1 protein-coding gene (running past one end of the window) is annotated in these 26882 nt (G+C 32.7%); it reads right to left on the minus strand.

The annotated features are described in order from the left end of the window. A protein-coding gene (locus tag KO527_RS12255) for an Ig-like domain-containing protein (protein WP_216040586.1) crosses the window boundary here: on the minus strand, window positions 1–26882 show its 3' portion. It continues 10648 nt past the right edge of the window; the window shows 26882 of its 37530 coding nt (coding positions 10649–37530); its start codon lies beyond the right edge, outside the window; it ends in the stop codon at window positions 1–3.

A 26882-nucleotide genomic window follows, 5' to 3' on the forward strand; every position in this document is an offset into this window, starting at 1 on the left:
TTACTCAAGCCAAGTTATAATTGCAGAGGTTTTATCTAAATAAGCTTTAAAAGCTGGATTTGCAGCGCCAAGTTTTAGCTGAATATTATCCATCACTTTTGAATTATCGATATCAGTTACTTCAACACGATTATTACCAAAATCAACATTTGCTCTATTAAGAAGCTCAATTGATTTAAATTGATGTATTCCCTGATAAGTTTTACCAACTAGGTAAGATAAATCTTTATTACTTGCAACTACTAAGCTATTTCTAGTATTTGATATGATTGTGAGTATTTCATTTGTTTCATCATCAATATCTAAATCGATTGAACGTCCGATGAGGCTGTGTTTAGGTTTTTCAAAAGAGTCATTCCATGGACCTGCAGTAACAGTACTATCACAATATCCTTCTGGCTGTATCAGCCACTTATTCTCATTTAGATCTGTCACACATTCTATAACTCCTTTTCCGGCATTTCGTATTACAGTACCTGAATCAGCATGGAGCATATGGCTATTAGTAATCCCATTGTCTATTTTAAAATGCCCTTGTTTACCGATATCATCTGCAATATATACTGTTCCTGCTCCCGCTTCATAATTTCTGTAACCTATATAGTCAGTAGACGCAGTTGTGGTCTTTCCAGTATATGCTGTATGGTCATTTGTATAAATTGATATTCGCCCTCCACCACCTTGAGGATCATATGATCCTCCGCTTCTGCCTTTGGCTGAAATAGTACCAGAACCTGTTAACTTATCGCTTTGAATATGAATAGAGCCACCAGATCCACCTGCTTCACCATTTCTTACTCCACCATCAGCTGATATATCACCATTGAGTACAATATCTTTAGCATTAATTACAATGACACCGCCACCAGCGGTATCTAAACGATAATCAAGGTAGCTACCATCACCAGCTAGCCCAGCGAATTGTGCTTTAGCATAAAAACCATACTGACAATCTTTAAAATCTCTATCTCTATAACGGCTTTTCACAACACCAGCATGACAACTATACTTTAAACTTCCTGGAAAGTTTTTAAATGTAAAGCCAGCAGCAGTCGCTGTGATTGTTGAATATTCATCGATTTGAACAGTATTGGTGATATTAATTAATAACTGTTTTAATTGATCATATTGTGGACTTGATAATGCAAACCTTGAATATTTATAGGTATTTAAGTTATTTCCTATTTTAATACCACCTAAAGAAAATGTTTTCAAATGTGCACTTTGTTCAAGTACCATATTATTTTTTATTAACCACTCACCTTTAACTTGAATCAAAGAGTGATCATTCGAATATAATAAAATAAAGTCTTTCTCAATCGTTAAATCGCCCAATATTTTAAGTTCAACATCAGAATTTGCACCTACGTTTAAGGAGTTTTTAAACTCTACATCATGGGAAACAAGTTCTAATTTTGCACCAGATGTATTCAATTTAACTTCTCCATGTACAATAAAAGAATTCACCTGCTTTTTAAATCTTAAGTTACTCCCATACTCTAAAATTAAATCTCCAAAGATTTCAATATTGGCTCCTTCAAGGTCACCTGTGACTTTAGAATTTTGGCCAAGAATAAAATCACCTTCTACTTCTAAGTTTGAATTCGCATGTAGGATTAAGTTCGCAGAATTACTCAAGTTTATAGAACCAAAAACTTTGATCTTATCAGCTGATATTATTTTAGTTTCACGATAATTTAACTCTAAATCATTTGGGGCAATAAATTCTTTTTGATACAAATTTACATTATTTTCTGTCAGCCATGATAGAGTCTCTGAATTATTAATTAAGGCTTTCAAAAAGATATTGTCGCCTAGATACGAGTTAGCCCGATCTAAGACAATTAACTTATCATTACCTATATCTAATTTGCTATTTTCTGATAGATAAATTGAATCAAAAATATGAACACCGATTAATTCAAACGAAGCTTGATTTAAATAATTAAGATCCTCAGGTGAACTGATTGTTACGCTATTTTCGTCAAAGTCTATAATTTCATAAAACTGGTTAGTTCCATTTTGTAAATCAACATACTCACCTTTTATGTTGAACCCTTTATTATCTTGCCAATTTGCATTAGAAACAGAAATTCTCCAATGCTGGTTTTCCAACGACTCAACTTTTGTTATAACATGATTTCCAATTTCAGGTAACTTTATCCAATTTGTTAGTGTTGTATCACCACCATAATTAACATCGGTTTTTAGCTCTAATCTACCATATCCCATGTTTTTATCTTTGATAAAAACAGTGCCCGTGTTAGATAAACCTTTATAGTTTTTACCTGTTATAATATCCCCAGTAAAATTGTAATTTTCACTTATTAATGCTATCCGGCCTGAGCTACCTAAAGTATCAACTTTATTGTATGTCCCAGAAAAACCTACCGAATACATAGATCCATTACCTAATATTGTATCCGCCTCTAATAATATAGAACCAGCACCAGCGGCAATGACTTGCTCTGATATAGAATTCGACTCAGGACTTACAGATATAGTCCCATTATTCTCTATTATTTGGGCTTTAATATTTAATGTACCTCCACCCGAAAACTTAAGTGAGGTATTAATGTTGCACTTATTAATTTGATCGCACCCTTTGTGGTATAAAGCGCTTTTCCCTGGTGATAATGGATTTTTATAGTTACCAATAGAAGTCGGTTTAATACTTTCAAAAGCAGTAGATAACGCCGAAGTTACATGACTCCCCGCAAGTATATTTTCTGACTCTCCTTCGACTCTTACAGTTTTATCACCTTGAATAGAGTAAATACCAGCTTCTTCATTTATTAATAATTTTCCTTTTATTTCAAATTTGTTAGGGCTAATTTCAGAGAAATTAGATCCAGGGTAGCCAATACTTAACCTATTTTTCACAGTAACATCACCGTCTACATTAATTTGACCAATACTATTAATAAATGCCTTATTTATAACAAGATCACCTGCTACGTTTAGTTTCTTAAATGTATTGAATACAACTGTAGAATTTATATACGCATCTTGTTTAAAATCAATACTATTCGCGGAAATATCAAAACGGTCATCAAAAGTCATGGTATTATTAAATTGAATACTCTTTGCTGCTAATGAACTATAATTTGCTCTAAAAGATATATCATCAAATACTAATTCCTGATCAATATAAATATCGACAGAGTATATATTTCCTGACTCTATTATTGATTTAATAGTTATAGGGTCTATATATCCCGCCCATAATTTAGTCTGGTAATATTGACCATCATTTACTTCGACAATATCTTTACCAAAACTTACAGTTGCATAAAATAATTCTAAGTTGTTAAAAGAATGTAAGCCTTGTATAACACCTGAAGACATGTTTGATAAATCTTCAGTTGATTTAACAACTAAACTATTTTTTGTATTTGATATTATTTGTGCGTCAACAGAAGCATCAGAATCATTTGTCAATCGTATTTGTGTACCATCTAGTTCTCGACCTAAACTTTTTAAGTTATTAGCCCAAGGGTCATCATTTACAGTAATATTCCATAAATCATCTGCAATTAAGTTGATATCATTCACCTGATGACTACCCACTGACAAAACAACGGTTGAGTCTGGTTCTAGTAAATCCAAAACAGACCAATTTCCAGAAGCTTGATTTTGTTGAATCAACTGATTAATTGGTTTCATCTTTTCAAAATCACCAGGCTTCACTGCATTTTTATTTTCAATTGAATTTAGCTTTTCATTTCTCGCAAAAACCTCACCTCCACCTGATTCGGAAGGTTTTATCATGAACATTGAGTTTTCACTTTGTTTTTGCGCTAAATAAACGGTACCTGTAGCAGGTTCATTTGAAATGCCAATCAAAGTTGATAACCGTTTTAATTGCTCCATTTCAGGTGAAACAGTTTCTATTTGGTTATCTAAATTGAATGGATTTTGTATATCTTCAGGTCTACCTCCACCACCTCCATTACCGGTCACTTGGATATCGAATTTATCGGAAATAATTGCAACCCTACCATTGGATTGTGAATAATTAACCGTTTTACCTACTTTTATTTGCTCATCATAATCTGCAGATGTACTGATACTTTCAACTGCATGTGCTTCTCCACCCCAGCCACCAAAATAGTGCGATATAACTATATTTTCGGCATCAATAACTTTGAACTCATGGGCATCGATAAAAGCACTTCCTCCAGCACCAGTATTTTTACCATGTGCAAATTTAGGGTACTGAGAACCAATCGAAATCCAGTAGCTATTACTATCAACTTCTATGCGATTTGCTTTTATATTGACAATCCCACCACCAGCACCATTTTCACCGCCTGACCCTGCGTATAATGGCTTTTTGTAACTACCATAACTACAAGATTCAATAGTTGCTGCGGCATGTGCACCAATACAATAATCATCAACAAAACCAAAGCCTACACCTTCAGGATATCCTGCACCATTTACAGAAATTGACCCTTTAGCAGTGAGTTTCTGTCCAACTTTTAAATGTATAGGGTATAACTCTTTGGTTTGTTGATTAGCAGGCAACGCACGAATTGATCCTTCCTGTAGCATATTTAAGTCGACTACAAATTCTTCTGTTAAACCTAAATTTAACCTTCCACTATCAATAGTTGTATTTGTATGAACAAATATATTTTTAGCTTTTATTGTATTAAAGTCCGATAAGTTTAAAGAACCAGTTATATCGATATTATGGCCAATATGGCTTATGTCTCCTCCAATCATATTTAGATCTCCTGATATATACATATCTTCAGAACTAATAATATCTACAGTTGATGCTTTAGGATCATTATTAACAATATCGTACGTTACCAATAAACTGACTTCTGAAAAAGGAGTCGATTCTAGTACAGTTATATTATGTGTAGAACGCCAATTGTTGTTATGTAAGAAACACACTTCCTCATTATTTGGTTCTTCAGAAATACAGTTCCACATATCAGGAGAAGTGACATGTAAATCCGCATTCCCGTTGCCTCCTGACAATTTTACTGCAAGGTTAGTTGCTCCTTGAGGTATCTCAACATCAAAATATAAATGACCATTTTCAGAATTTAAATTAACTAAGTTTAACTCAGTAACACTCTGATTAATTTCTTCTCCAAGAATATATAAATCATTGCCAATTGATAATTTTTTGGTGTTTAAACGTAGATTTGAAACAGGTTTTACATCAAAGTTTCCTGCAACATTTAAATCTCCTGCAATTTCAACATTTACATCACCAATAACTGTTACGCTATCTGCAAATACAGGTCCATCAAAAGTAACGTTTTCATTTTCCCATATAACATCACCTAAAGAGATTGTTTCAGTTACTGTTATATTTGATGTATCAAAGAATTGTCCGAAACTGACTTTTAACTCAGAAGTACCTTCGCCAACTGGTGTAAAGCCTTGGTATGATGTAACGGCTACATTTGTATCAGATGATGTAAAAATAAGATCATAATAGCCAGGATCAGAAACATCTACTGAATAATTTCGTCCCTCTAATGTAACTTGAGCAATTACAGAAAGCATTATATCTTCAGATTGTGCACCTATATTGTAATTTACTTCTTTTGGTGTCACCTGAAGTGCTGTAACAAATTCAGGTTTGATGCTACGACTGTTAAAATCGGTTGGATCTGAACCTGATGCTATTTCAATCGCATCACTAATGCCATCTCCATCAGTGTCTTGTAAAGTTGGATCACTTCCCCATTGATATTCATCACCGTCTGATAAGCCATCATCGTCTGTGTCTTTATTGGTTAAATCAGAACCTAATGACAATTCTGTCAAATTATCTAAACCGTCATTATCATAGTCTTCACGACCATCTTCTATTCCGTTGTTATCTGTGTCACGATCAGTAGGGTCTAATGATAACGTATGCTCAAGCCCATTATTGAGACCATCACCATCATAATCCCCCTCTAGAGTTAATAAAGGTAACGTAATTGTATTTGCAACGATTAACATTCTATTCGATATATGACCTGATAATTCTACGGGTACAAGTTTACCCTCTTCTTGTTCGGTTACTGTAGGTACTGTAAAACTACCTTGATTGAAAATGAATGGTTGAGAAGTACCATTAATTACAATTTGCCCAGAACTAATATGTGATTTGGCTATATTCTCGCCAAAAGTCATGTCCAAACTCATTAGTGTTTCAGTTAATAAATAAGGTTTAGTTTGTGCTGCTATTTTCATATCAGCGCTATTAAAAGCAAGCGTTTGAAGTAGCAAAGGATCTTCTTCAGCTAAACCAATTAATCCAGAATCTGTTGTTGTAAATTGATATTGAGTATTTAGTATTAGCTCATTATTTGGTAGAAATTCAACAGTTTGATTATCAATAAATGTGTATTGCCCATCAACTTCATTGCCATTAATATCAAATATGCTCAACACTTTATTTACAGCGGATTCAATCACCGGTTCTGTAAAACCAAAATTAATTGGTGTTATTATTGAATCTTCAACTGTTTGAACTTCAGATGAACTTATCGCAGGTAGTCGTTTCACAAAATCTAGCGTCATATTTGCAATTTTATTTATGGCTACATCTTCTTGAACACTTTCTAAGCTCAAATGTGTTTTTTCTATGAAGTTATCTGTGACCTGAATGCTTAAAGAGCCCGCATTCATAACATAAGTATTGTTTTGCTCTACGTCTTTAAATAACCCATTATTTGTCAAATTAAATGTGACATTAAGGTTTGCGTCCTCTTCTTGGCCATTAACATTAACTTTGCTAACTTGGTTACCGAAACTATCAGTTAATTGCATGTTAATTGTTGCTATTTCATCAACTTCAAGTATGTCTAATCTACCAAATTCATGGTTGGTTATTTCAGAAATACTTAAGTCAAATTGTGCAGCCTTTCCTGCGATTATATTTATAGGGATACTTGATATTTCACTATAATTTTGACCTTGTCGCTGTTGATATAATAGTTTTAACGATTGAGGGAAAGAGCCAAGCTTATTTAACTGATATAAATCAGATTTTTGTGGTACTGATACATTAATAATCGCAATACCCTGGTCTAGTTTTACATTGGCAACTTCTCCTACAAATACACCAGCGTCGTCATACTTATTAACAACCGTTATATTTTCTGCGAAGCCAAAATGGAAATCATTATGATCAAACATCAATTCAACAAATAAATCATTTTTATTAAATATTATATTTTCAGCTTGATCTGTCATTGATAACTTAACCTGACTCGTTTCGTTAACGACGATACTAGGTATATGATCAATAAGAATTTTTGCCGGTTCGCCAGGTAATATATCAACTAATATGACATCAGGACTGATATTAGGGTAATCTTTTAAACTGGCTACTAATTTATACTTACCAGCTTTGAGTTCCCATGCATCAAAATTTAATAAGCTATTTCCAATCTCATTTGACTCAATATTCCCAACTATTTTTTCCAATCCATCACTACTAATTAATTTAAATGTGACTGTTTGAAGCGGAACAGGCTTTGCTGAAATATCAAGTACATTAACGTTAAAATCAGCTAATTGACCACTTTGAATTTCTTTTGGATTGATACTTGATTGATTTAAATTATCAAACTGAATTAAATTCGGCTTTTGTGTCAAGCTGATACTAGTTTTTTCAGTCGTTGTCGTTTGACCAAGCCTATCAGTTAATTTAATGCTGATTTCAACTTTATCGCCGTCAACCAATTGTTGAGGTAACTCAATTGATGTACGAGCTTTATCACTACATCTATAATATTGTGCATTACTCATACAGATAAATTTTTCTTTCTGTAATACACCATTAAAATATAATTCTAATTTAACATCTAGCTGCGAAGCTCCAGCATCATCGACACCATTTAGATTAGCAACATCTACGGAGATTACTTGGCCATATATTGCAGCATAAGGAGCTGTCAATACTAGAGCAGATGCATTAGGTTTCGTATCTACTTTAACTGGTAAATTAAAGGTTTGCTCTGTTATTTGACCTATATCATCTTTAATTGCAATGACTAAGTTTTGTGTAATATCACTATCTAAACGTTGTTGACGGATATCTTTTATTGATATTGCTTTTTCGAATTTTTTGCCTGATATATCGTAACTTCTTTCATAGTTTGGCCATTTAACATCAACTTCATTTAAATCAATATCATCCGACATATTCAATTTAACTGTAAAATGTCCTTTTTCAATTACATCAGTTGGTAATTGAATATCTACAAGTTCAGGATATGCATCTGATACAACTTCAACATGCAGTTCAGTAGTTTGTGTATTTTTAGCTTTATCTGTTGCTGTTAGGCTATAAACATAAGTTTTACCTAGCTCATGACCAGATTCAGTAATATTTATATCACCATCAGTAAAACCAGCCCAAATAACAGCTCCATCACGCTTAAGTAATACCAGTTCAATACCACTACCAATATCGCTATAATTTAACTGTAATTTAAAATCATGAGTATTTGGAACTTTACCTTGTTCAGCTAAAGGCGAATCTAATGAAATATTTACGATAGGCTTTTGTTGGTCTATTAATCTATCAATACGTTTTGGAGTTGATTCAGTAAAATTACCATAAATATCAACTGCACGTGCTTTTATATATTTACCACTGTCTGCAAGCTCAAAGTTTCTACGAACAACAAATTCAGGCCCATAATGTTTTCTAATCATTTTATATGGGCCATCAATTGAATCACTTAAATAAAATTCAACTTGACGTACGTCTTGATCTGTATTGCTTATTATTGCTTCCAACCTTAATGGACTTGGTATATAGCTTGGTTGTTTAAAGTCTAATGATACTTCAAACCTATTCACAGGCATGTCATCACTTTGAAGAATTAATTGCTTTTCTTCACTTGTTATTATTTCGCCATTTAAATCGATTGCTATAGATTTCAACTTAAATATCTGCCCATTTTTAAGCTCTGCAGGTATAAGTACATTAGTTGAAAATGGATATGTTAATTCTGTGGCTACTTTCACATCATTTATGTAATAAGTCACAGATTTTAGATTATGAGGTGAAGATTGTTCAATACTCAAACGATCTCCAAGTTGATATATATGATTTATTACTGGTTTTGCTAGACCTGTATGAGGCGTTATTGATTGTTTATCTAACCAAATCAGCTCGAAACCAGATAAACCTTGACCTAAAAGTGCTTGATCTCCATCTATTGATATTGAATTAATATCATTTTCAGCTACATAAACAGTATTTATAGCATTATTATTTTTAAGTGGTGAATATTTAAATTCATTAGCTTGACTAAACCAAAGTGCACCTTGATGTATCGTGAATGATTGAACTTTTTCATCATATAATGAATAACTTTGTTTTGTAGCTAAATTATATTTCCCTATACCTGTATCACTAGAGAAATATAAATTATCAGATAATAACTGAAGGTTGTTTAATTCTTCTCCACCCGCTAATAATTCTGTTATTTCTACATTAAAGTCATCAATAGGAAGAGAACCCGTTCTAACTTTATATAAGCTGCCACTTAATGTTGAAACATATATAAATTCAAAATCTGTTGTAATAGATACAATGGATTCACCGATAGCCACAACTAATTCACTTTCAATTTCGCTATTTAAAGACTTGAACTTTAGTTTATCACTGTGTGCAATAACCAAATTATTTTGATATATATCCATATCAATTAAATCAGCTTGTTTAAATAACCTCTCACTCTTTATAAGGGTATCTGAATCAATACGATAAATTACACCACTAGATTCATCATATCCTAAGATCTGATCTCCAATTTGTTTTAACCGCTTTATATCTGCAGAATACGGTGCAGGGTATACCTCATTTATTTCAGAATGAGGTAAGTCCTCTTGTCGTGTTATGGCATAACCTTGATTTGCTGCAATTGCTTGCCCATTTTTTAAAAGTACATTGACAGTATTTCCACGAATATTATGTGATTTAAACAAGCTTTTAATTTCACCATGGTTATATTTCCACAACCAAACATCACCTTGAGAGCTTTGGAGTTTACTATTAAAAACAAATAGCTCACCTTGAGTTTTGATGTCATACCTTGCAATTACAAATGGCTTACTTAAAGATATGCTTATTAAAATCCATTGCTGATTTTGGATATCATAAGTCCATAATTCATTATTAAACATGCCTAACTGGGATGTGTTTTTTATATCAAGCTGCCATGTAAACAGGTCATTATTTACACTAATTTTAATTAATTTACCTGAAAGCGTTAATAACCATTTATCTTTTGCGATTAGCATTGAACTCAATTCATCACCTACATAAATTTGATTTAATTCTGTAGGCTTTGATAGTAAAACTTGTTCAAGTGAATATGTTGTCACTATCCATATTGAATCATCATCCTTTTCCAGTTGCTTGATTTCCCCTAATGAAAAAGTATTTTTAAGCTTTAAACTATTTCCAGATATTTTAAATTGTTTTAATTCACCTTTTACATTTGAGGTCCATACTGTATCTCTTATAACTTCAATATCCTTGTAAGTATCATAAGACAAATATGTCCCTAGTATTTCAAATTCATTATTCGGGTCTACAAATACAAGTCCTATGCCTTCTAGAGCAACTAGCCATCTATCATATAAATAGGTTACAGCTTGCACTTTACCATCGAAGCGATTTAGTAAGTCACCTTGTTCATTGAATAACTTTTCTTCATCAAAATAAAAATTCTGCTGTGGTGTTACTATCTGATGACTATATGAAGATATTGGTGCATCCTGTGATATTTCATATGCATCCTTAACCCATACATTCTTCACTTCCTCATTTGTATTACCTAGTCCATCTTGACGTTTAGCCTCGATTTTAAGAAATTCGACATCTGGTACTGTTATTTCTAACGGCTCTGAACCACTTGCTAATACATTGCCAAGTTCATCATATATCGTAACTTGTGCCTTAGGTCCTATCTGATTTTTACTACTAGTCGATATAAGTACTTTACTGTTTGTATAGGCACGCTCAGCAATACCATCAATTGAAAATGCTAATTTTGTTCTTTGAGGGACAACACGAATACCGACACTGTCTTCTATATAGTCAAAATGTTCGCCAAAGTATGTTCTCAATCTCACCTTATAAGTATCTAATGAGTCTAAACCTGATAATTTTAAAGCCATACTTCCAGATGATTTATCTCCAAATAATCGAGTAATTTCATTACCATTAAAATCCATCAGAACCAGCTCAATAAACCTTACATCATTTATATTTTCACTGAGATATTTTACAGTTAGCCAGTCACCTTCTTTATATCTACTATTATTGAGTGGCTCAGAAATATTCAGCTGACCATCTCCAGGCTCATTTTCCCTTACATTAACAGTTATAGGCTGAATCTCGATATCATTAACACTTAAATTAATGATTTGCTCTTGAACAGGACCTGATTTTAACCAGCTCCAACCATTTGATTTAGATTGTTCCAACAATATATTTTGTCCATTTATTGTTGACGCTTTACTGTTAAATATTCTGTTATTTTCTGGGTATATTAGATTAATAGGCGCAATGGCACCTTCGGCAATTTCAATAGGAAAGCCGCTTATTATCGAGCTTGCTTCTGTAAGTGGTGTATTATTTAAATTAAATTCAGTTGTAAATTCAATTTTATCTCTTTGGCGTTTATAAACACTTAATTTGCTACCAACGACATCTCCTCGTTTAATAGCTATTGTATTTTCATTAAACCAGTATGCAGGGATAGCGTTATTATTCTCATCAATGAGTAACAAATCATGTATAGCTAATGATTTTTCTATCCCTTCAATATAAATAGTCGTAGCATCTTTTTTAACTGCCATTGAAGAGATCTGTGGATTAGTTGAATTTAATGTATAACGATGTATTTTTTGCTCATTAATTTTGTAGAAGCCAGTCCCTATACTAATAGGTTGTTGCCAAGGTAAAACCCCAACAACTTCACTTTCTTCAATAGCAACCCAATTAAATCCATGTGTTTCATCGATTGTAGATAACCAAAGAATGTTCCCCTGAGTTTTGTAACCGTTAATTTTAGAATGAACTGAAATACTTCTATTGTGTACTAACTCTAATTCACTCGTAAGTGAGTAGTGAGTTACAATCTCTTTTTGCCAAACATATATTTCACCAGCAACGACTGCTAACTTATCGCCTGGCGCGATTGAAAAGCTTACTTTTGGATCAATTTTTTGACCATTTTTTATCTCCAATAAAGTCAACTGCGAACCGCTTAATACCCATATCTGGTTTCTCCAAACGGATACAGACTTAATTTCATCTGTAAATTGGTAACCGATTAGATCTGTCACTTGTGTCTTAATTGACGTATTTGCTATGACTTTTGCTGTTAATAGCTTTCCTTGTTTTAGAAATACCACATCTCCATTAACACCAATTAATTCACCCGATAGGTCAATCTTTTTAGGTGTCTGGGCCAGCTTATTTTTGTAATTAAAAGCGAGTAGATATTCATTACCATTTTCATTTATAAGTGCATAAATTGATGAGGTTGATTTGAATAAATCTTTTATTTCGCCTTCGGTTTGGCTATAAATAGACTCTTGATCCGCATTTATTGTAAAACCATTTAACTTTGACTGGATCCCAACCCATGTTACATATCCATCAATAGATACTTGTTCTACAACATCTACAAACCTTTCAGATTTACCAGTTAAGTCAGCAACTAATTGATAATCATTATCTAAATAATCGTGTTTAACAATATCAACTTTTTGTGTTTTTACATGCTCTGAAAGATCTTGTAAATGTGCAGTTATTTCAACTTTGCCTTGGGTATCATTAATATTTATAATTTCATCCACTGGTGCCAAAGCTAATACCTGTGAATCCTTATCGCTATCGGTAATTTCTATATAAGATTTATTGTTATAATCAGTCATTTCAGAAGGAACTTGGCCAATAACTCTAAGACCTGTGCCTGATAAAACCTTGGTTTGAGGTAAAAGCGTTAAGTTAATACTTTCATCTATTCCTGTATCACGTTCAATGTTAATAAAGCTGCGTGCGACGTGATCTCCACTACTTAATTTTAATAGCACAACAATATTTTCATCTGTTAATGGCAGTTTAATTAACCTCTTAAACCTCTCAGGTGAATTCTCATCTCTGCTAATCGAAATTAACTCCGGGTTTCTGCTATCATTCTCATTAGCACCGATTAACATATTTAAATTAGCAGTATCTATATTTTTCAATAGAAACTCTATTTCAACAAATTGCCCTTCTTTTAAAGTTGACCCATTTTGAGGCGTTAATATTGCCAATTCTGGCTCACCTTTAGTGGCATCAAATGGTTTTACAGTTACTATTTCTGATATGCCAATATTTCCGTTAGGATCTGTGGCTCTTGCTTGTAAAGTAACAGCATCCTCTGAGCTTGGAGTGAAGGTAAATAGATTTGCTGTAGGTAGAATTTGATAACTGCCGCCATTTACTGACATTTCAACCTTAGTCACACCATATTTATCAAAAGATTGAATGATAACTTCAGCTATTTCGCCAATTGGTAATCGATCCCCGTTTGTTGGAGAAACGATGCGAATACTTGGAGGAGTAGCATCCATATGTAGCTTATAAGTATCTTCTTGTTGCTTGACAGAGCCGTAACCATAATGAACCTGAGTTTTTACATTAATATGTTCCAACGGAGCTATTTCAGATAGACGCGGGTTTAAGAAGTTAATACTAATCTGACCATTACTTTGATTTTTAATATACTGAGCATGGTGCCATTGACCATTTATTTGTATATCAACTTTATTAACTAAATCAAAATCACCTGTAATTTCTAATAAAATTTGAGCACTAGTTAACTCTTCAACTTTTTCTGGATTAGTTGAGATAGGTGAAATATTTATCACTGGATCAATTACAGCTGCAGAGAATGTTTTTTCTTTAAAGTTACCAAGTTCATCAATCGACTTAATTTTGATTTTTAATTGTTGGAACTGCTCTAAAATTTCAATTTCAGCTTTGTTATTAGGCATTACTTTATAAGCGTTATATTTAATACCATCTGTAGAAACTCTAAATTGATAAGAAATTTGATCTTTATGGGTCAGATTATCAATGGAATCTGCAATAAATGTATATGCTCTTCCACGAGTTAAAGTCATAGTCGGTGAGACTGGCAAACTATCTTTTTCACGGATCAAACTAACGTTTTTAGGTGCAAGTCTGTCTAACGTTGTAAACTCATAACCCAAATTTCCGTTATAAATTGAACTGTGATCTAGTACTCTATTTCCTGATTTATCAGTAATTTTATTTAATGAGAAAACGTATTTACTATTATTATCTAATGTTAAGTTTGGTTTTAAAGCGAGCTTAATTTTGTTATCTACAATATTGAAATCAAACTTTTGAGAAACGTCCTTTGGTTGCGCGTTTGAATAATTAAACATTATTTGATTTACTGAAAAGCTTTCAACTTGTGCATTTTCATTCAATAGAATACTTAATGGCTGTTTATAGTTAAACTCATTAAATTGAGTAACTATAGGTGCAGTATCATCAATTGCTATTAATTGCTGTTGAGATTCAATTATTTCATTCGTTTCCTTTTTATTAATTATTATTTTATATTGAATGTTTGGGATAACTTCAGGAGAGATAATCGTTAACGTTTGATCAGTTAGTTTATAGTCAATTAATGTAGAAGCATCAGCAACTTCAGATAGTTCAGGCGCAACAATATGAACATCTAAATGACCATTAAACCCCTTACCTACAATCGTAATTAAATTATTACCAGAATCTGATAACTTATCATTACCTAAAGAATTATCAGTACTAATGGACTCTATTTCTAATGCTTGAGAAACATTTACGGCTGCAATTAAAGTATCACTATATTGCGATTTATTTATTGTTAAGTTTCTCAATCCTGTTGTATCAAATGATTTATTAAATAATAGACTGCTACCACCATCATTAAGCGTATAATCCGCCATATTAACGATAGTTTCCCCTATGGAAATATTGTCAATATCTGACAAATATTCGCCTGAGACAATAAATGGTGTCATCCTATTTGTAATGGTCGAAGCTGGCGTTATTTGATATATAACAGGCTCTCTATTATCGAATAATAGGCTTGTACTTAATCCTGTATTTAAATCAAAATCTATAAATGCACCTTGTATAGGTTGTTCAGGCCAAGTATATAACCCAAGCTGAATTTCATCATTTAATATAAAACCAGGTTCTAAAGGTGTAAAAATAATACTTGAATTAAATACCTCAGTGTAACCTGGTTGCTGTTTTGAATTTGTTGCTACACTCAATATAGTTGAATGCCACCATTCACTATTACCTACAAAATTAACAACTAATTTTTGTAAATTATGTTTTATAGTTTTAGTAGATAATTCAACCAAATTTGGTAAAGGTACTTCAACAGTTTGTAATTCTTTTACGTCTGTTAATACTGTAATAATATCTTTATCAAAATTTAACTTTTCGACATCGTTTAGTAACTCTGCTTCACTTAATTTATTGAAACTTAATTTATCTTGTGTTTGATTGATATCATATAAAGATAAAGACTCCCCATCAAAGATTACAGCTAATTCACCATTAATATCTATTTTCTGTGTACTTTGAGGTAAAACACCATCAGATTCAATCTGTAATAGATTTGAATGCGCTACATTATGTGTTTCAAGTTTGACAATTTTGCTCTTTGAAAGCGCGTATAAGCGTCCCATGTTCATAATTAATTTGTTTGCACCAACTACAGGTAAATTAATTGTAACTAGGGCTGTGTTTAAATTATTTAATTTATAAGCAGATATTCGGTCATTTTCTAACACATACAAGAAATTTTTACTAACAAGTGCATCTTGTGCAATAACATTTAGTTGCTGCATTTGGCTTGCATGCTCATAACCTAAATATATATGAGCTTGGTCAATAATAAGTACTACACCATCATAAAATGTAACATTAGCTTCTGGTGTTAGTTGATTTGTTATTATTCGATTTAATTTTTTCGGTATATAAGGATCACTAATATCAAATATAATTAAGCTATTATCATCAAGTTGAATTAACAATTTATTTTTATCTAAAAATAAATTTTTGACGACTGTATCAAGTTCTATTTGTCCCAAATGTTGAGGTACTGATGATATAAACTTTTGTAATATCACGGTTTGAGAATTAGAAACTGTAGTCGCTAAAACACCCTTGTTATGACTGTAACTTTTTAGCTGAGAATGTATCGTTTGCGCTGGTAAAATAATACTTATTTCACTATTGCTAGCAAAGAAAGTAGAGTCCTGAGTATTTTCAACTCGTATATCTAACTCTCCTAATGTTGCTGTCGGTAATTGGAAACTTAATAAGTTGTGTCGTTTAAGTTCAACATTTAGGGCTGGTATATCATTTATATAAATTCGACTAAATTCACTATAACCCTTACCTTCCATCGCTAATAGCACATTATCATTAAAGTAGAATTTCTTTTCATTTTCATCAACGCTATTATTGACGGAATTATATCTTCCAATTTTATCTATTGCTGGATCTGTAATGTAAGTAAATGCGCCATCTTTAAAATCACTCATTCTGCCTTGAATAACTTTTATTCCAGTTAATAAATTATTCTCAGGAGCCTTTTGTAATTTAGGTAATGTGAAAGTTAACTTTTGATTTCCAACATAATTAATTTTTTCTGCTGGAATAGATTGCTCACCTATCTGAAGATGTGCATCATGTGAGAAATTGCTACCGTAAACACTTATTTCAATACCACCACGATATGAACCTGATGCAGGTGAAATATTATCTATTTTTGGTCTCAGAGTATCTGAAGTATAAAAATAATAATTGTAATCAGAGTTTAGTGAGTTTCCGTTGATATCCGATACTTGTGAATTTACATTAATTTCATATCGTTTATTTTTTATTAATGAAAACTCCGGGGTAAATATAACTTTACTGCCCAAACGATAAGTCGTTTTTTGCCAATTTCCAGCGACTACAGCATTATCGATAGTTACTTCAAATAAACTATTAGCATGATTAATAAACTGTTCATGATCAATCAATTTATTAAATTGTATTTCTATGCCTTCAGTTAAAGATAGTTCACCAGCCAGCTTAGGCTGATGAGATAAAATACTCAAACCTTTTTGTTCAAAGCTGAACACTCCGCCACCGATTTGACTAAATCTTTTTCCAACAGATACAGGGCTTTCTACAGGCTCACCACGACTATTCCTTGCGTATGATACGCCGGCATATAACTTGTCTTGACTAAATGACAAACTGTTTACAGAGCCTGTAACTGAAAAGTAATTATCAAGTTCGATCGATTGATTGTAACTATGATTCAACCAATGACTAATATTGAATTGCTGTACATCTCCATTTTCAGCCGCAACAGACAACATTGAACCTTGTAATTTCAAATCTCCTGCGTAGATGTTTCCATTTCGAAGTAAGTAGGCGAGATTTATTCCAGCTAAATGGTTAGATGTTTCAATATCAAAGATTTCTACACTTGCTTGCTCTGCAGTTGATATTAAAAGCTTATCATTAACGATCATAATATCAGACACAGGTAATCTCTGGCCTATATTTGACAGCAACGGAATATCTTTTATTTTATTGAAATGACCAGAATTGAGCTCTATTGCGACCACTTTTCTAGATGAAGGCAAAGCAGCCCACAATCGGTCATTTTCTATTTTAATTTTCGAAGGCCAACCACCAAGCATTGAGCTGGACATATGTGCAAGCTGACGAAGTTTTGCATCCTTTTCTACTTTGAATACAGAAACCCCAGAAGTAGATGCTAAGTAAACAATATTATCGCTAGTAACTATACTCCTAGCATGACCGTCTATATTGTATTCACTTATTAATATAGGATAAGCTGCTTGACTAATATCAAACTGATACAGCTTGTTTGCGCCAACTACAAATAACATATCATTTAATTGTGCTAAATCAACAAAGCCACTAGGTGATAATTGAGTTTTAAAATGATAGCTTTGTACTTGTTCACCTTGTGATCTTGTGATGATTTTTGGCTTTATTGGATCTGTAGTATCCACTAAAATCAATTCTGAATTTTTAGTTTTTAATGTTTGAGTAACTTTACCGTCAAGATCAAATACTGAATATTTCCCACCAGTTACTGCGTATATAATATCTTTATGAAGTTTCATTGCAACGATAGGGTTTTCACTATTATTAGCGAGGTCAAGCTTCCCTGTTTCCTTTGAAGCATAAAAATAATCGATTGGAGATAAAGCTATTTCATCTTTAAATTGCGGGTTAATTGCTGTTACATCTGCAAAACCAAAGCTTCCTGACGGCATCATTACTTTTGCTTCATATGAAGATATTACTTTTACATTATTAGCGGGGGTACCAGATATATTAAACTGTGTAGCCGGATTAAACCCATACCCTCGAACAGTTATAAAATTGCCACCTTGCGGTGGTCCAGTAGGAGGGTATAAGTCTTGTAATACCAACTTAGGCATTATTACAACAGCACCTAATTGCTGAGTTGAAATATCATTTTTATTTATAGTTACCGCTAAAGGAGCTACAGATTGTGTTAGATAAAGTTTTGGAAAATTGAATTCAATCTCGTTATCACTGATTGAAGTTATCTGATCTGCTGATAGCTTTGATTCACCTAAATAAATTTCAATTAAGTTTTTATCGTTACCAAAACCTCGACCTTTAATTACAGCTTTCTCTGTCCCATCAGCATGGAAATAATGCCCCACTTCTTGTTGATCACTCAGACGTCTAATTCTATCAATAGTTGGTCTTGAATTTTGACTTACACCATAATTAAACTCATATTTTTTATTTAATGATTTGTTATTAATATTTACGAGTTCGGGCTCTATAATTAATGAGAATAAATCTAGCCCATCAAATGAGTTTTGCGAAAATTCTACTTTAACTATTCCGCCTTGTAACGTATTGATACCATGTATTAAAGTAGCAGGTAATGCTTGACCATTTACATCTAATAATTTTATGTTTTCATTAATATGTACTTCATCAGTATTTATTAGATTATCAAACTTTATAGAAATTGTATCTTGAACTGTGATGATCTGTTCTGCAGCTGGAGATACACCAACTAAATTAAGTCCTGGCTCAACTAATTGTACAAAGCCATGGGATGTTGTTACATAACCTGTACCGCCACTAGCAAGTAAAACACTATTATTAGATGTTTCTTCCCAATATACTGTTTGATATTTATCATCTATTAATTCTAATTTAAATAATTGATCATCATGGCTTAAAGAGATGATCCCTTGAGATAACAGTAAACTTACAGCCCCTCCTTTGTAATCACCTCTTTCTATCTTTTGAGTTACATAATTAAGCTCACCAGACAGTTTATTAAAAATAGCTAGATATAGCTGTCCTTCACGCTGATACACAACATAAAGCTCTTCATTTAACCAAGCGACTTGTAGAGGCTCACCAAGTAAATCCCCTTCGTTGAAACTTATATTACTATAACCTGATGGAGGACCCATTTTATCGTCTTTAACATTAATAAATCTTATAAATCCATCAGAAAAACCACTACCTGCTGCAATAGCTAAAATGCCTTTTGAAGTATTTAAAGCAAGATCATTTGCATTATATCCACCCAATTTTTGTTCTTGGATTATAAATGGGCTATTTAAATCATGTAAATCAATTAAAACAATCCCTTGACTCCTAGCACTTACAAAGGCCAGATTGTCTGCAACTTCTATACTCGTAACACTATCCTTTAAAGATAGTTGTGCTAGACGAACAGGTTGCTGTAATAAACTTGTATCGTAAATTTCAAAACCGTATTCCATTAAATATGGTTGTTTGTTATTTGGTTTTTGCCCTTCTAAAACACCAACAAATAAATCATCTTGGCGAAGTGCCATTGCCCCTATAACCATTGGCGGGTAATTAGGTAAATTAACTGAAATCCCTTTTTGCTGCTGATATGAGAACTCACCAACATAGGTGCTTTCAGAAGGTGTATTGACATAGACTTTTATAACTTCAGGACTTAAAACAAGTGGCGCTCTAAAGTTGAATTTTTTCATTGTGACAACATCATCAAATAGGTTAACTAAATAACCGCCTTCATCAGTACGCTCTGTATATATTTCTGTACCATCTTGTTTTAATAAAGACACTTTTGTGCCCGGTAAAAAAACATTTTTATCCGATGTTATTGAAATCTGATAACCACCTGAAACTGGACCAGAATTGATATTCATTTTTAAACTATTTAATTCTATATCATCAGCAATTACGATTGCTCCCATATGCCAATCCATAAATCCATTTTGGCTGATTTTTATAGCATGTTGACCAGAATTCAGAGGTAATAAATTCAAACTTGCGGTATTAAAGGTAATACGATCATTGAATATATTTGCTGGTATGTTATAGGGGCCAACAAATACAGTTGCCTCATCTATAAAACCAGAACCATGAATTGTCACTTCAGAGTTTTGCCCTTTACGATGCACACCACCTTCAACCCAAGATATATTTGGCTTATTGCCTGACGCAACAGAGAAACTAAGTTTAAATGGCGCTAATAAGTCAGTAGCTCTGATCGTATTCGCTTTAGAAATACTTAATTGATAGTCATGCGCTACTTGAGGATCAAAAATTACTGTAAATTTTGAAGCTGCGTTATTTACCTCATTTATTGGTTTAAATGAAAATGAAACTTCTTGATTATTTGTTGTATCAATCAATTTAGCAGCGTCTTGCTGAGAGATTGATTCGATAGTAATATTTTCATTAAATTCTATTATCAGTTCTTCGTTTTCACCTAACAAACCCATCTGTTCAATATTTGCATTGGTTACAACAGCCCCTGGTAATTCGATTGTACTTAATCCTTGTTTTCCTCTGGCTGCTACTAAATTTCCTTTGTAATAATCAATGGCTTTAATTTCTAAATCTGTACCTGCAGATATTAATTTTGCATTATTAATATTACTAATATCATAAATGAGTACACCACCAATATCTTGCGATACAAATAAAGTCGAGCCCAAAATAGTTAATTTTATTGCCTTTCCTTTCTGAGACTGAATAGACGAATCTATCGTTAACCATTGAGCTTGTTCAAAGGCATCCGCATACATTATAGCGACGCCTTGAGTACCCATAGCCATTATGAAATGTTTGCCATATTTCTTTATATCATAGATATTACCACTAACATTTATTCTTGTATTAAGCTGTGGATCGAATAAATTAATAGCATTTAAAGAATAGTGTTCACTTTCAAGATCGGTTGATACGTCAGCAGTATAGTTATCTATAAACGGACATTCTCTACCTGGTGACCACGCCATTGCTCCCTTACGACCAGCATGAAATAACCAACCTTGAGAGTCTAGATACAATGAGTTTGTTCCTACCTCAGCCTGATAATCATAACCTATAATAATAGGATCTGAGGGGTCAGATAGATTCAAAGATGTTAGTACTGAATTTGTTTGCTTTGCTGGAGCCGATTCACATCCCATAGGAAAAGGAGGCTTTATTAGCTCTGCTGCATAGCTTGTACTAAATACACTTAAATTTTTACCTGTAATTGTAGAGGTTATTTGTTTACCTGAATTATTTGCTATATATTCTCGATTAAGCGCTTGTAAACTAGTAGCTTCATCAAGATTCAATACAAACATCCCTCCATTACCAGTACTTAATAGTGCTCTTTCACTAATTTTTGGACCATAAATACTAGAAAGTTCAAATTTTTCAATATCTAGTGCATCTAAACTAAACCCAATGTCATCTACCTGGTGATATTTCAGATAATTTTTTTCAGTTTCACTTAATTCACCGCCAGTGATAGATTTTGCTTCAATGCTTCTCAGTGTGATCAGTTGCTCTAACTCTCTCTTTCCTTCAGTGGTATTTAGTAAAGAAGGTAGCCCTCCAACAGTAAGAGGCTGATATACATCGTTTATATCAACAGTATACGCAAGCGTTTTATCTGGTATTGGGTAACCAAATAAAGTTTGTTCTGAAGACCCATCTTTGAATAAGCCTCCAGTTGTAATTGCTATACCACTATTTTTTTCAACAAATAAGTCTGTTGGGGCAGAATCTGTCACTTGAGTTTGTCCTAATAACTTTAAGCCATACCCTAGTTCTAAGTTTGTATCTTGCTCATTATTTTTATGGTTCGAAATGAATATATTTCTTAAGCCAGTTTTGTTTTTTGGCGCCGTAAAAATTAAATGTTCTGTAGAAAGCACTCTGACATTTTGAGCAACAGATGTACCAACTTTGATACGGGTTCCTTCGGTAACACTGGTACCAGGCTCAAAACCAGTTCCCCAAACATTAATTTGTTCACCCCCATTGATATCTGTCCACAAAGGAGAACTTATAGTTGCCATTAACTTTTCATCAACAACTATTGCACCTTTTAAAGAAGAAAATAATTCAGCAGAACTGATATCCAGTTTTAACGTGAGATCAAATAGGCCAGGCACTTTTATTATAGGTGATTTAAATTTGATAATAGTTAGGCTTTCATTTTCTGGTGAAACTTGTACTTGAAAATTAGTAACAGCTTCCCCGCCTACATAAAGTGTTAAATTATCATATTGATTAGGTAAACCTGAAACAGTTAAAGTTAGTTCTTCACTCTTATTTATAGGCACTCTTCTTGGAATTACATCAATTAACTTTATCTGCTCAATTGACTGGTTGAGATATTTAAATGTAAATTCTTTCGAGTTTTTTAGTTCATATAATGTTTTAGTTTTATTGCCAGATATAGGTTTAACAGATTTAATGCCTGCATTTATCTTTAATAAAATAGATTCACCATGGTCCACAATTTGATTATCTAAATTAATTACTACATCGTTATTCAAAATATCTATTTTAGGTGTCAATATACTTAAATCTGACTTACTTAAAGTAACTTTATTAATGTTCTGCTGCCATAAATCAATCGCTTTATTAAAACGAACACGGATCAATTTATCATTTGTCAGAACCGAGTTTTCAGGGGTTACTCCTATAATTTTTAATGCAATGTCATTAAAGCTAATTAATTTATGTAATATGCCTTTATCTCCGTCTATATGTGCAGCACCATAGACAGCATAATTAGATACAATTAAAGTTTCGACATTATATTGTTGTTGAATTAAACCATTCATTTCAATAGGGTTAGCAGGATCTGAAATATCAAGCGCCTTGATACCTTTTTCACCCAATGCGAGATAAATAATATGCCCACTAATTGCAATATCATATACATGGCCATAATCTGCTATTCTTCGTAATACAAGAGGTTGTTCTGGTATTGAGAAATCAATAATTACCGCGCCTAAATCACCTGATGCTGTATACGCAAAACTACCTTGGCTAACAACGTTAGAAGCAGGAATTTTAATATCACTAACATGACTTAGTCCTGATTTAGCACTATTTTCAACCAAATAAATACCGCCAGAATCTAAAGTTGTATTAACCAACCGGTTATTTTTAAAATCAAAATCACCTGTTGCGACAACATAATGTGATGAAATTTCTGATAGCTTTATTTTTGAAACATCTAATGCTGATTGCGAGTTTAATTCAAGCTCTTTGGAAACATATATTTTTGAATGCAAATAAGTATCAACATTAATGAATCCTTTTTCTGCAGACGCAGTATATACAGCGTAATTTTCAGCTATAATTCCTTTCGCAAACTGGCTATTTAAAGGTAACTGATTTACTAATGTAGACTGTGTTATATCATAACTATCAATAGCAAAGATAAAAAGTGTCCCTGAATCTTTCAAAGGCTTGCCATCAAAATCAAACTTCGCAGCAGTTACAAACACTCGATCATTATTTCGTTCAAAAAATCCTGCTATTCCTAATGCCCAATAGCCTGAAGGTAAAGCATATTTTGCAGCTAATGAGTCTTTATTGTCTTGTATTTTTGTTAAATCATGCAGGTATATCCCATGTTTTCCGACAGCAGAAAACATATAATTTCCAGACGGATCAAATACTGTATCAAATATTCGACCGATACCATCCACTTCGAAATTAACAGGCATTCTATATTCAAATGCATTATTAATGTGGCTGCTACGGCCGTCAGAATAATCAATACTTATATCTGTATGACCTAATGTACCTGCTGGGGTGATCACTTCAATATGATTTGTATCAATCACATTTATTGTTTGATTTAATACAGGCACTCCGCCAAATTTGACGGTGAGTCTTTGTGTTCCTGGTTCAAATCCATTCCCGGAAATTAAGACTTTATCACCACCTGTGACACTGCCAACATCTGGACTAACTGATAAAACTTTAAGTTGACTTATAAAATTAACTGCACCAATTTTTTCGCTTGAAAAATCTCGATTATCTACCACTTTTAATGTAGCTGAACCGCTCTCGTTTTCAGGCAATAAAATACTGTAAATTTTTCCAACTTCATGAGTTTCAACAATTTTTGATAGTTTACCTGCAATATAAAAACGCGGCTCTATTGCAGCTTCTGATAATGTAACAGTTACAGTTCCTCCTGAAGTACTTACAGAATGAGGTATAACATCATCTATGCTGAATGGTTTTCCAGGAGAATTTGCTGTTTTAAAATCAAATGAATAATCGACAAGCCCCTTTGTTCTGCGACTTAAAGCTTCACTTGTCAGTTTCAATTTATAATTTGTTAAAGGTAACAAAGTTGTTATTGGAGTAATGATAATTTTATTTGAATTGTGCTGATCAAATTCAGCTGAAAAAGCGATTAATTCACCTTTTTCAGTGCCATCCTCTTTTATTAAGTTGATATATTTTTGTAAAAATTGCTCTACTGTTTCGCCATTGAAATCTAAATTTTGACTAAAAGTAATATTAATTACAACATCTGTTTCAACATTATTTTGAAATGCTCTTGGATAAGTATCCATTATATCTTGTGTATGTAAATCAATAAGATCTAGCTTATAAGTCCCACCATTCATATATTTAGAAACAACCAATGCAACACCATCTTCAGACCTATCGATACTTACTGGCCAGCAAGTATTGTCACATATATTTATTACATCATGTAATGATATATGATTTGACTTCGATAGGTCGAAAATAGCGAGTTCAGAATGCGCATTTTCATTATTTTTCATCTCTTCAGCTGTTGCTCTGATATTTTGCAATGCCAAAGTATCTGTGCCAATTGTTTGAACTGTTTCATTATTATTTGTAGAAAGTTCAAAACCAAACCCTTTGAATTCTCTTTGTAATTTAGGTGCATTTACTGTGTCTATATTCCAATTACTAAGCTGAGATTGAACATCATTAAAGTTACCTTTTAAAGGTGTGATATATCCAGGAGATGATAAATAATTTGTTGCTATTAATGGTATATTTGGTTTGTTTAAATCATATACCAAATTTTTGAAACGGGCTCCAAATTTAGATGAATTAAGTACAGTAACCCATATTTGGTTATTTTTTAATTCTATACTCTGAATTCTTAAATTAACTTTAGCGCCATCAATTATTTCTTGCTCCCAACTTTTTAAAACGAAGGGATTATTTTGATCTGAAATATCGATAATCAATAATTTATTTGATGTTGCTGCAATAAGTATATTATCTTTAATTTTCATATAGTCAGGTGCATCTGAAACAGGTAGACGTATGCTATTTGTAATACTCCTATTTTCCGTATCATTGCTAGAACCTGGTAATTTTTTAACTTTATCTAAAACCAGTAAATATGCATTAGTTTCAAAATCAAAATCTAGATAAGGAAAACTTTTTGCTTTTGCTGAAACAAAAACTTTATCTTTTCCTATAACTAATTTCTTAGGTTGCAAAGTTTGAGGGAAATCATAATACCCTAGCCCATGCATTGGAGCGGCTTCATTTAATTTTAATGGATTATATTTAACCAAAGCTAACCAACCAGGTGCATAGTATTGTTCTACATAATTCATTTCTGTTACAGAGGACTCTGATAAGACTTCAGGTGCATTTATTCCTTGTCCAAGAACATAAATAATATTTAAATCTGGTTCTGATTTTATATCAGTAATCCTACCAGGAGGTAATTTTAAAGGATCTATCAACTTGGTTTTACCGCCAGAATTATATTCTTTTATCTGGGTAAGGCTAAGTGGCTTTTCAGTTTTTAAGCTACGGTCTATAACTAAACCACCATAAAATAATGCCCTTGATAGTGTCGCTTTTCTTCCTCTCAAATCTGTAACTTCAATATCAACAAATCCTCTGAAATTATCGCCAAAATCAGGTACCTGCCAATTAATTTGTTCTGCACTATATAAACTTAAAGCATCTCCATCTATAGTTTGAATAATAGCCTCACCTGTGCCATCACTTTTAAAAGATTTGACTGTAATACCTGGGTTGAATCCATGCCCAATTAAACTAACAAAATTATTTTCACCCTTTTGGCTAACACTAACAAATGGTGGCGTTACAAAAGATAATCTTAATTCATCAACATAAGTGAATGCTCCATTGATAACCGATTCAACCCCACCAGGATTAGTTAACTTTAAAGTAGCTGGACCTGGATAATTTGGAACTGTAATGGCTTTTATAACATCAAATTCATTATCATTTGATAATTTAGTTAAACTTTTAATTTTTAAAGGGATTCCACCTAGATTAAGCTCAATATTTGGTGAGAAATAATGGCCTACAATTGTAATTTCTGTTCCGCCAGCAATATCTCCAATATTAGGAGTAATACTAGAGAATTTAGGTATATTTTTTGACTCTACAGAAATTGTAGAAAAATTAAAAAAGTAATCTGACGCTAAGGCGTAAC

It is taken from the genome of Pseudoalteromonas sp. C2R02, from assembly GCF_018860845.1.
Classification (GTDB): Bacteria; Pseudomonadota; Gammaproteobacteria; order Enterobacterales; family Alteromonadaceae; genus Pseudoalteromonas.